The 10,887-nt window shown below is 66.4% G+C and carries 10 protein-coding genes and 1 tRNA gene; 8 read left to right on the top strand and 3 right to left on the bottom strand.

What is annotated here, in order from left to right; all coding sequences use genetic code 11:
- The first annotated feature begins 153 nt into the window (after positions 1–153).
- From BKA04_RS08825 to BKA04_RS08810, 4 genes are all read left to right on the top strand, one after another.
- Positions 154–387 carry a heavy-metal-associated domain-containing protein gene (locus BKA04_RS08825; RefSeq protein WP_167309712.1) on the top strand — a complete coding sequence of 78 codons (234 nt, stop codon included), beginning with the start codon at positions 154–156 and terminating at the stop codon, positions 385–387.
- A 12-nt stretch (positions 388–399) separates the two neighbouring features.
- The gene (locus BKA04_RS08820) at positions 400–1,107 is read left to right on the top strand and encodes a Crp/Fnr family transcriptional regulator (protein WP_104096079.1); all 708 of its coding nucleotides are present in this window, start codon (positions 400–402) and stop codon (positions 1,105–1,107) included.
- Between the two features lie 160 nt (positions 1,108–1,267).
- Positions 1,268–3,184, top strand: coding sequence for a heavy metal translocating P-type ATPase (locus tag BKA04_RS08815; protein ID WP_104096078.1), 1,917 nt, complete (start codon positions 1,268–1,270; stop codon positions 3,182–3,184).
- 4 nt (positions 3,185–3,188) lie between these two features.
- Positions 3,189–3,812: a helix-turn-helix transcriptional regulator gene (locus BKA04_RS08810; RefSeq protein ID WP_167309711.1), complete on the top strand. Its 624-nt coding sequence runs from the start codon at positions 3,189–3,191 to the stop codon at positions 3,810–3,812.
- An 823-nt stretch (positions 3,813–4,635) separates the two neighbouring features.
- Here the strand turns inward: BKA04_RS08810 and BKA04_RS12175 are convergent.
- The 3 genes from BKA04_RS12175 to BKA04_RS08800 form a co-directional block, all read right to left on the bottom strand.
- Positions 4,636–4,770, bottom strand: a complete 135-nt coding sequence (locus BKA04_RS12175; protein ID WP_269902568.1) for a hypothetical protein — start codon at positions 4,768–4,770, stop codon at positions 4,636–4,638.
- A gap of 400 nt (positions 4,771–5,170) precedes the next feature.
- Positions 5,171–5,317, bottom strand: coding sequence for a hypothetical protein (locus tag BKA04_RS08805; protein WP_167309710.1), 147 nt, complete (start codon positions 5,315–5,317; stop codon positions 5,171–5,173).
- 670 nt (positions 5,318–5,987) lie between these two features.
- Positions 5,988–6,091: transfer RNA gene (locus BKA04_RS08800), tRNA-OTHER, on the bottom strand.
- 3 nt (positions 6,092–6,094) lie between these two features.
- Here BKA04_RS08800 and BKA04_RS12300 point away from each other — a divergent pair.
- Genes BKA04_RS12300 through narI form a run of 4 tightly spaced genes read left to right on the top strand, consistent with a single transcriptional unit; the run spans position 6,095 to position 10,882 of the window.
- Positions 6,095–7,690, top strand: a complete 1,596-nt coding sequence (locus BKA04_RS12300) for a molybdopterin dinucleotide binding domain-containing protein (protein WP_167309709.1) — start codon at positions 6,095–6,097, stop codon at positions 7,688–7,690.
- Positions 7,690–9,354, top strand: a complete 1,665-nt coding sequence (narH, locus tag BKA04_RS08790; RefSeq protein ID WP_104096075.1) for a nitrate reductase subunit beta — start codon at positions 7,690–7,692, stop codon at positions 9,352–9,354. The genes BKA04_RS12300 and narH overlap by 1 nt, the downstream gene beginning before the upstream one ends.
- Positions 9,351–10,079 (top strand): nitrate reductase molybdenum cofactor assembly chaperone, encoded by a 729-nt coding sequence (gene narJ, locus BKA04_RS08785; protein WP_104096074.1) that lies wholly within the window; start codon positions 9,351–9,353, stop codon positions 10,077–10,079. The genes narH and narJ overlap by 4 nt, the downstream gene beginning before the upstream one ends.
- Positions 10,076–10,882, top strand: coding sequence for a respiratory nitrate reductase subunit gamma (gene narI, locus BKA04_RS08780; protein WP_104096073.1), 807 nt, complete (start codon positions 10,076–10,078; stop codon positions 10,880–10,882). Before narJ ends, narI begins: the two co-directional genes overlap by 4 nt.
- Positions 10,883–10,887: the final 5 nt, after the last annotated feature.

Genomic DNA, 10,887 nt, shown 5'->3' with positions numbered 1-10,887 from the left:
TCTTCCAGCGTAGCCCTCACCTTCTCGACCGGCCATGGAGGGCGCCGTGACAAGTGCCGCGGGCGGAGTTGACCTGCGTCAAGGCGCACCGGCCGCCCAGGTGGCTCAATGGGGATACCGGGCCGCAGGGGCTCGGTACAGGGAGGTCAGATCATGAACACCGGCATCCGCACCGCGAAGTTCGAGACGGAGCCGTTCACGTGCCCGTCGTGCATCAACAAGATCGAGGCCGTCGTGGGCAGGAAGCCCGGCGTGGAATCGGCCCAGGTCATGTTCAACTCGAACAAGGTCAAGGTGTCCTTCGACGAGACGGTTGTGACGGCCGACGAGATCGCCGACTCGATCACGAAACTGGGCTATCCGGTCCTCGGCCAGAAGGTCAACTGATTCACTAGAGGCATGGATCACCACCACGGGCACGAGAGCGGCGGCGATGGTGCACACGCAGAGCTCGAGGCACTCGTCGCGAAGGTGCCGCTCTTCGCCGGCCTGACCCACGCGCAGATCAGTGAGATCGCGAGCAGGGTCAGGCCCAGGGTCGTCCCGCGCAATGAGCAGCTCTACGGGGCGGGCGACGTCAATCCGTACCTGCGGATCATCCACACCGGAACGGTCAAGGTGTACCGGATCACGGAGTCCGGGCACGAGCAGGTCATCCGGGTCCTCGGAGCGGGCGACTTCCTCGGTGAGAGGGCCGTCATCTCGCCGAGCGCGTCCGATCACTTCGCTGTCACGCTCGACGAGTCGGAGATCTGCTCCCTCGGCCACGAGGACATGCGCAGCTACCTGTTGCGCTACCCCTCCGTCGCGTTCACGATGCTGGAGACACTGAGTGCCAGGCTCGGCACCACCGAGGAGCAGGTGAGCGCGATGACCGGCGAGGATGCCGCCGGCCGGGTTGCAGCGTACCTCGTCGGGCTCGCCGACGACTACCAGCGGAACAGCTTCATGCTCCCCATCAGCAAGAAGGATGTCGCCTCCTTTCTCGGATTGACGCCGGAGACCCTGAGCCGCCGGCTCGCCGCCTTCGAGGACAACAAGTGGGTCCACCTGAACGGCAACCGCCGCGTCGACATCCTCGACATCGAGGCGCTTCGCCTCGTCTGAAACAGCGCGGGCGCTCCGCCTCGTCTGAAACAGCGCGGGCGCTTCGCCTCGTCTGAAATCACGGCCCCGGGAACTTGATCGGGGTCAAGGCGCCCTCGCGTCGCGTGCCGTGGACTGGGGTCGCGTCGGAGTTCACGGCGCATGGAGTGAGGAGAGACCGATGACCGGTCGCATGAAGTTCTGGATCGCCGCAGCATCCGGCGGGCTGCTGCTCGTGGCGCTCGGCCTGCACCTGGGCTCTCTCGAGCCGGTCCGTGACCTCGCGCTCGTCGTGGCCGCGGTCGCAGCGGGGGCCCCCACCGCTGTGCGCGCGTTCCAGGCCCTGCGCGCGAAGGCCTTCAGCATCGACCTTCTCGTGACCATCGCGGTCGTCGGCGCCCTCATCATCGGCGAGTACGTGGAGGCGGCGGTCGTCGCGTTCCTCTTCGTCTTCGGCGCCTGGCTGGAGGCTCGCACTCTCGAGAAGACGAGGCGGTCGCTTCGGGACCTCGTCGATCTCTCCCCCCAGGTGGCGCAGGTACTGCGCGACGGTGAGACCGTCACCGTCCCGGCCGAGGATGTCGTGCCGGGCGACCGCGTCCTCGTGCACTCCGGCGGCACGATCGCCGTCGATGGCACGATCGTCCTCGGCCAGGCACATGTGAACCAGGCCACCATCACGGGTGAGCCGCTGCCCGTCTCCCGCACCGTCGGCGAACCGGTGTTCAGCGGCACGATCGTGGACAGCGGCTACCTCGAGGTCGTCGCCGACCGGGTGGGAGAGGAGACGACGTTCTCCCGCATCATCGAGCTCGTCGAGGAGGCCCAGGAGACGAAGACGAAAGCCCAGCGGTTTCTCGACCGGTTCGCGGGCATCTACACGCCGGCGATCGTCGTGCTCGCCTTTCTCGTGTTCGTCCTCTCCCGCGACGTCGAGTTCGCGCTCACGTTCCTCGTCATCGCCTGCCCCGGCGCACTCGTCATCTCGACCCCGGTGTCGATGGTGGCCGGGCTCGGGAACGGTGCCAGGCACGGGGTGCTCATGAAGGGCGGCGACGCACTCGAGCGCCTCGCCAAGGCCGACACATTCGTGTTCGACAAGACGGGTACCCTCACGCAGGGCATGCCGAAGGTCACCGAGATCTGGACCGCCGCAGGCGACGACGACGACCGTATGCTGCGGCTGACGGCCGGCCTCGAGGTCGCCTCCGAGCATCCACTCGGTCGCACGATCGTCGACGAGGCGAAGGTCCGCGGCCTGACCCTTCCCGCCTCTCCGCACGACGTCGAGGTGATCAAGGGGGGCGGTATCCGCGGACTCGTGGACGGCCACGTGGTCGCGATCGGTTCGCGCCGGGTACTCGCGACGGAGGGCGTACTGCTGCCGCAGGACGCGGCGACCTACGCCGAGGAGCGTGAGCGCGCCGGTAACACCGCCGTGTTCATCGCCGTCGACGGGGCACTCTCCGGCATCACCTCCATCGCCGACCGGATCCGGCCGGAGGCCGGCGCCGCGATCGCCGACCTGCGGAGCCGAGGGGTGAGTCGGTTCGTCATGCTCACAGGAGACAATGCGCATACGGCCCAGCGGGTGGCGGACGAACTCGGCATCGACGAGGTCCGGGCCGAGTTGCTCCCGCAGGACAAGGTCGCCGCGGTCAGCGAGCTCAAGGCCGAAGGGCGCAGGGTCGCCATGATCGGGGACGGGATCAACGATGCCCCGGCCATCGCCACCGCCGACGTCGGCATCGCGATGGGCGCGGGAACCGACGTGTCGATCGACACCGCCGACGTCATCCTCATGGCGAACCGCTTCGATCAGCTCGTCCACGCCCTCGCGCTGGCCAGGGCGACCGTGCGCAACATGAAGCAGAACACGGTCATCGCGCTCGGCACCGTCGTGCTGCTGCTCGCGGGGGTGCTCGCCCAGCAGGTGTTCATGTCCACGGGCATGCTCGTGCACGAGGTGAGCGTTCTCGTCGTCATCCTGAACGCGGTCCGGCTGGTCCGCTTCGGCGCAGGAAAGAAGGATGTCGTGGTCGCGCGGGAATCGTCCGCGGAGGGCACTGGCATTCCCGCGCGGGTTGGCGTTGAATAGGGACATGGCTCCGCGCCGTCTCCCGGATTACCGGACACTGGCCTCGCTCAGCAGAATCAACCTGCTGCACGAGTTGCAGCAACACGGCGCGAAGACGGTCACAGAACTCGCCGACGTGACGGGCCTGCACCACAACACGGCGCGCGAGCATCTTCACCGCCTGATCGAAGCGGGCTTCGTCGACTCCGAGTCGATTCCGAGCATCGGGAGGGGTCGGCCGCAGTTGCGCTACCGTGCCGCCCGTGACCGGCAGGACCCGGCCAGGAAGCGCAGGCAGGAGTCCTCGGAGAATAGAACAGCCCTCCTGCATCGCCTGCTCCCTGTGCGGGAGGTGACGGGCGAGAATGAGGCGAGGACCCGCCAGCTCGACTCCCTCGACGACCACATGGAGCAGTGCGGATTCGACGCCGAGATCAACGCGAGCGGCACCCACATGACGATGTTCGGATGTCCGTTCGCCGGGCTCGCCCATGACAACCCGCAGGTGTGCGCGGTGCATTTCGTCCTCGTACAGGACGCCCTGGCGATCGATGACGGGCCGATGCGCGCGACGGAGCTTCACCCGTTCTGCGGACCGGAGACCTGCACGGTCGACCTGGACGACTCCGACGCGGAGGACGCCTCCTGAGTCCGGTTCGACCCGGATATTTATCACGGCCTTTGTCCTTGCCGCCCTCGAGCGTGTCGACAAGACTGTTCGAAAGGACGCGATCGCGACCGCGGGGCGCCCCGAGCACTACAGGAGCCGCCGTGAGCACTCGCAAGGATGCCAGCACCACACGCGCAGGGACGGACGGCCTTCTCGCCGACACCCTCGTCAATCTGGGCAGATTCCTCCGCCCTGGCGCGGTCTCCGAGGACCTCCGCTCGGTGTTCCTCAAGGGCGGGAGGGAGGCGGACTCCTTCTACCGCGACCGGTGGTCCCACGACAAGGAGGTGCGGTCGACCCACGGGGTGAACTGCACGGGTTCCTGCTCCTGGAAGGTCTACGTCAAGGACGGGATCATCACCTGGGAGACGCAGCAGACGGACTACCCGCTCGTCGGACCGGACTCGCCCGAGTACGAACCACGCGGCTGCCCTCGCGGCGCAGCGTTCAGCTGGTACACCTACTCGCCCACCAGAGTTCGCTACCCCTATGTGCGCGGCGTGCTGCTCGAGGCCTTCCGCGCCGCGAAGGCGAAGACCGGCGACCCCGTCCTGGCCTGGGCAGAGGTGACCGGAAACCCGGAGACCGCTCGCGCGTACAAACAGGCCCGCGGAAAGGGCGGCCTCGTCCGGGCGAGCTGGGAGGAGGCATCCGAGATCGTGGCAGCGGCCCACGTGCACACGATCAAGACCTACGGCCCCGACCGCATCGCCGGATTCTCGCCCATCCCTGCGATGTCGATCGTCTCGCACGGGGTCGGCTCGCGGTTCGTCACGATGCTCGGCGGAACGATGCTCTCCTTCTACGACTGGTACGCGGACCTGCCGGTCGCATCCCCCCAGGTCTTCGGAGACCAGACCGACGTGCCGGAGTCCGCCGACTGGTGGAACTCGTCGTACCTCATGATGTGGGGTTCGAACGTTCCCGTCACTCGCACCCCCGACGCCCACTTCATGGTGGAGGCGCGCTACAAGGGCCAGAAGGTCATCGTCGTCTCCCCCGACTACGCCGACAATACGAAGTTCGCCGACGAGTGGCTCGCGACCCACCCCGGTACGGATGCCGCGCTCGCGATCGCGATGGGGCACGTCATCCTCAAGGAGTTCCTCCTCGAGCGCAAGACCCCGATGTTCATCGACTACATGAAGAGGTTCAGCGACTCGGCGTACCTCATCGAGCTCGTGAAGCGCGGCGACGCCTGGGTGCCGGGCAAGTTCCTCATGGCGGATGCCCTTCCCGGCAAGGACGGGAAGGTCGCGAACGCGGCGTTCAAGCCCGTACTCCTCGACCAGAACGCCGCGCCCGTCGTTCCCAACGGTTCCCTCGGCCACCGCTTCTCAGAGGCCGACGCCGGCCTCTGGAACCTCGACCTCGGCGACGTCGACCCTCTGCTGTCGATCGCGGATGCAGCAGACTATGACAAGAAATCCGTCTCGATCGACCTGCCGCGGTTCGACCTCGAGCCGCAGCCCGGCCAGGAGCATGCAGGGGGCTCCGGCACCATCCGCCGCGGGGTTCCGGTCCGGCAGGTCGCCGGGCGCACCGTGACGACCGTGTTCGACCTGCTGCTCGCGCAGTACGGCGTCGGTCGCGATGGGCTCCCCGGCGAATGGCCGACCGGTTACGACGACGCCTCATCCCCGGGAACGCCCGCGTGGCAGGAGGAGATCACCTCGGTTTCCGCCGCGACCGCGATGCGCATCGGGCGTGAATTCGCCCAGAACGCGGAGGACTCCGACGGCCGGTCTATGATCCTCATGGGCGCGGGAACGAACCACTGGTTCCACTCGGACCTCATCTACCGCTCGTTCCTCGCCCTCACGACCATGACCGGATGCCAGGGCAAGAACGGGGGCGGCTGGGCCCACTACGTCGGCCAGGAGAAGGTGCGTCCGCTCACCGGATGGGCGCAGTTCGCTTTCGGTCTCGATTGGGTGCGCCCGCCGCGCCAGATGATCAGCACCGCGTACTGGTACCTCGCGACGGACCAGTGGCGTTACGACGGGTTGCCGGCCGACAGCCTGTCCACGGAGCTCGGCAACGGGCTGTTCGCGGGCCGCACGACGGCCGACACCCTCGTCGAGTCCGCCAAACGGGGCTGGATGCCCAGCTACCCGACGTTCAACCGCAATCCGCTCGACATCGTCGACCAGGCCGAGAAGGCCGGAGTCGAACCGGCGAAATACGTCGTCGACCAGTTGACGAGCGGCGACCTCCGCTATGCGTGCGAGGACCCGGACTCCCCGGAGAACTTCCCCCGCGTGCTCAACGTCTGGCGCGCGAACATCATCGGATCCTCCGGCAAGGGGAACGAGTACTTCCTCAAGCACCTCCTCGGAACGGATGCGGCCATCCGCGGCGAGGAATCCGGTCCGGACCGCAGGCCGAAGACGATCGACTGGGTCGATGAGGCGCCGGAGGGCAAACTCGACCTGCTCGTCACGAGCGATTTCCGGAACACCTCGACGACGACTTTCAGTGACGTCCTGCTTCCGCCGGCCACCTGGTACGAGAAGAACGACCTCTCGACGACGGACATGCATCCCTTCATCCACACCTTCAACCCGGCGATCGCCCCGCCGTGGGAGGCGAAGACCGACTTCGACATCTTCCACCTGCTCGCGAAGAAGATCTCCGAGTACGCGGTCGAGCACCTCGGGGTGCGCAAGGACCTCGTCGCGTCCCCGCTCCTGCACGACACTCCGGATGCGATGGCCACCCCGCACGGGATCGTCGTCGACAACCCGGAACTGGTCCCGGGGGTCACGATGCCGAAACTCGCCGTCGTCGAGCGGGACTACCCGGCGTTCGCCGCGCGGATGGCATCGCTCGGACCGCTCTCCGAGAAGCTCGGACTCATCACCAAGGGCGTGAAGTTCAATCCGGACGTCGAGGTCGCCGATCTCGCCCGCCGCAACGGTGTGGTGCGGAGCGGACCGACGAAGGGCCGCCCGAAGCTCGACACCGACAAGCGTGCAGCAGAGATGATCCTCGCGTTCTCCGGCACGACGAACGGGCGACTGGGAACGCAGGGTTTCCGCGTCCTGGAGAAGCAGACCGGCCAGAAGCTCGCCCAGTTGGCGAGCGACAACGAGGGCAGGCGCTTCACCCTCAAGGACGTCTCCGACGCGCCCGTGCCCGTCCTCACCTCCCCCGAATGGTCCGGGAGCGAGCACGGTGGGCGCCGCTACAGCGCGTTCGTGGTCAACGTCGAGAACCTCAAGCCCTGGCACACGCTGACCGGTCGCCAGCACTTCTACCTCGACCACGACTGGATGGCGGAACTCGGAGAGCAACTGCCCGTGTACCGGCCGCCGCTCGACATGCACCGGTTGTTCGACGGGTACTCGCCGGTCGGTTCGATGGAGGCCACGGGTGCGCCGGGTTCGGCCGGCCGGGCCGAGGTCACCGTGCGCTATCTCACGCCGCACTCGAAATGGTCGATCCACTCCGAATACCAGGACAACCTCATGATGCTGACGCTCTCGCGCGGCGGTCCGACCATCTGGATGTCCCCGCAGGACGCGAACAAGATCGGGGTCCGCGACAACGAGTGGATCGAGTCGTACAACCGCAACGGCGTCGTCGTCGCCCGCGCCATCGTCTCCCACCGGATGCCGGAGGGAACGGTGTACATGTACCACGCGAAGGATCGCACGATCAACGTGCCGATCGCGGAGACATCCGGACAGCGAGGCGGAACGAACAACTCGCTCACCCGCATCCTGTTGAAACCCAGCCACCTCATCGGCGGCTACGCCCAGCTTTCGTTCGCATTCAACTATCTCGGTCCGACCGGGAACCAGCGTGATGAGGTCACCGTGATCCGTCGCCGCAGCCAGGAGGTGGAGTACTGATGCGCGTTATGGCCCAGATGTCGATGGTGATGAACCTCGACAAATGCATCGGATGTCACACCTGTTCCGTCACCTGCAAGCAGGTGTGGACGAACCGCGACGGCATGGAATACGTCTGGTTCAACAACGTGGAGACCAGGCCTGGTCTCGGATACCCGCGGCAGTACGAGGACCAGGAGAAGTGGAACGGCGGCTGGGTTCGCAACAAGAACGGCCGACTGAAGCTCAAGTCCGGCGGCCGCCTCAAGAAGCTCGCGACCATCTTCTCCAACAACGACCTGCCGACGATCGACGACTATTACGAGCCGTGGACCTACGACTACGACATGCTCACCTCGGCGCCGCAGACCAAGAACGGCCCCGTCGCGCGACCGAAGTCGCTGCTCACCGGCGAGAACATGGACATCAAGTGGTCCGGCAACTGGGACGACAACCTCGGCGGCTCACAGGAGACCGCCCAGGATGACCCGATCCTCGCCCACATGAGCGACCACGTGAAGATGGAGTTCGAGAACACCTTCATGTTCTACCTGCCGCGCATCTGCGAGCACTGCCTGAACCCGTCCTGCGTCTCCGCATGCCCCTCGGGTGCGATGTACAAGCGCGAAGAGGACGGCATCGTCCTCGTCGACCAGGACGACTGCCGCGGCTGGCGCATGTGCGTCTCCGCGTGCCCCTACAAGAAGGTGTACTTCAACCACAAGACGAACAAGGCGGAGAAGTGCACGCTGTGCTACCCGCTCATCGAGCAGGGCAAGCCCACGATCTGCTCCGAGACCTGCGTCGGGCGCCTGCGCTACCTCGGCCTCATGCTCTACGACGCGGACCGGGTGCTCGAGGCCGCCGCGATCGAAGACGAGCACGAACTGCTGGATGCACAGCGCTCCGTCATGCTCGACCCCTTCGACCCGGCCGTCATCTCCCAGGCGAAGAAGGACGGCATCGCCGACGACTGGATCGAGGCGGCCCAGAACAGCCCGATCTACAAGCTCATCAGCGAGTACAAGGTGGCGCTTCCTCTGCACCCCGAGTACCGCACGATGCCGATGGTCTGGTACATCCCGCCGCTCTCTCCCGTCGTGGATGTCGTCTCCAACAGCGGCAACGACGGGGAGGACGTGCGCAACCTGTTCGCCGCGATCGACAAGCTGCGCATCCCCGTCGAGTACCTCGCGGGCCTCTTCACCGCAGGCGACACCGTTCCGATCGAGTACTCGCTCAAGAAGCTCGCCGCGATGCGCGCGTACATGCGCGACATCAACCTCGGTAATGAGGCGAACGAGAACATCGCCCAGGCCGTGGGGATGTCCGGCGCGGAGATCGAGGAGATGTACCGCCTGCTCGCGATCGCCAAGTACGAGGACCGCTACGTCATCCCGAAGGCCCACGTCGAGTCTGCGCGCGACCTCGAGGACTTCGCGTGCTCCCTCGACACGGACGGTGGCCCCGGCATGGGCGGTGCGCGATCGACGGGCGACATTCGTGCGACGGACCGCATCCCCGGCACGCCGATCGACTCGACCGTCGCCAGCTTCGACGCGCTGCGGAACGTGAGCGACCCGAGCGAGCCGTCGACACCGGGCAGGCTCAACCTCCTGAACTGGAACGGCAAGGGCATCACGAACGGGATGTTCCCGCCTGCAGGGTCCGGGAGCCCGGCATGACGACCGTGACCGAGCGCAGGAGGGTGCCAGGAGGCCGACGAAAGAAGGCGCCGAAGAGCCTCGACACCTCCGCGCTCACCGACGACGAGCGGAGGACCGTGCACATGGCGGCCTCCATCCTGCTCGACTATCCCCAGCCGCAGCGTCGTGCGCAGTTCGACCAGGTGGCATCCGTCGTCGCAGTGCTTCCCCAGGAGATCGCGGCGGATTTCGACGCGTTCCTCTCCGAGGCCACCGCCATGAGCCAGGGAGAGCTCGAGGCGCACTTCACCTCGATCTTCGACCAGAAGCGGAAGTGCTGCCCGTACCTCACCTATTACTCCACGGGAGACACGCGTCGGAGAGGGATGGCGCTCGTCGGTTTCATCGAGGCGTATCGTGCGGCCGGCTGGGAGGTGGAGGAGGGCGAACTACCCGACTACCTGCCCATGGTGCTCGAGTTCTCCGCCCGCAGCGACTCCCCCATCGCCGGCCAGCTCCTGAGCTCCTACCGCGAGGGGATCGAGGTGCTTCGCACGGCGCTGGAGTCGTTCGGGAGCCCGTACTCCCACGTGGTGGCCGCTGTCTGCCGCTCGTTCCCCGAGATCGACGCCGCTACCCGCGAGCGCTACCTGCGCCTCGTCAATGAGGGACCGCCGACCGAGATGGTCGGGGTCACCACCTTCCTCGGCGCGCTCGCGCCGTTCAGCCCATCGGGTGAGTCCAGCGAAGGAGTACGGGTATGAGTGACCTGACCGTCCTTGACGTTCTGCTCTGGGTGGCGTTCCCCTACATCGCCGCCGCAAGCTTCATCGTCGGACACATTCTGCGTTACCGGTACGACAAGTTCGGCTGGACGTCCCGCTCGAGCCAGACCTACGAGACGAAATGGCTTCGCTGGGGCTCTCCGATGTTCCACTACGGCATCCTCGGGGTCTTCGTCGGGCACGTCGTCGGCCTGCTCATCCCGCACCAGTGGCTGGAGTTCTTCGGCATCACCGAGCACCTCTACCACCTCGGGGCCACCTGGGCCGGCGTCATCGTCGGAGCCATCACCGTGGCCGGGCTCGCCATCCTGATGGCGCGCCGCGGAGCTGTTCGCAGGGTCCTGCGGGTCACGACCGCCATGGATGTCATCATGTACGCGTTCCTGGCCGGCTCACTCGTGTTCGGCATGATCGCGGTCGTCCAGTTCCAGGTCATCGGCCAGTTCCAGGCGCCGGCCACCGGATACAACTACCGCGAGACGGTCTCACCGTGGATCCGGAGCCTCATCCTGTTCCAGCCGGATGCCACCTTCATGGTCGGCGTTCCCCTCGCGTTCAAACTGCACGTGCTCACCTCGACGGGATTGTTCCTGATCTGGCCGTTCACGCGGCTCGTGCATGTGCTGTCCGTGCCGGTGATGTACCTGTTCCGCCCGTATGTGGTCTACCGGTCGCGCGACGACCACCGCGGAGCCCGTGCCATCCGTCGCGGCTGGCAGAAGAGCCCCGTGATCGACTCGACCAGGCCGAAGCAGAAGCAGAAGCTCAGTTCCGATCGTTAGCACCA

Origin of the sequence: Terrimesophilobacter mesophilus (genome assembly GCF_014200375.1) — a bacterium.
Lineage (GTDB): Bacteria > Actinomycetota > Actinomycetes > Actinomycetales > Microbacteriaceae > Terrimesophilobacter > Terrimesophilobacter mesophilus.
The sequence above is the reverse complement of the archived record's forward strand: the minus strand, read 5'-3'. Positions and strand labels throughout refer to the sequence as shown.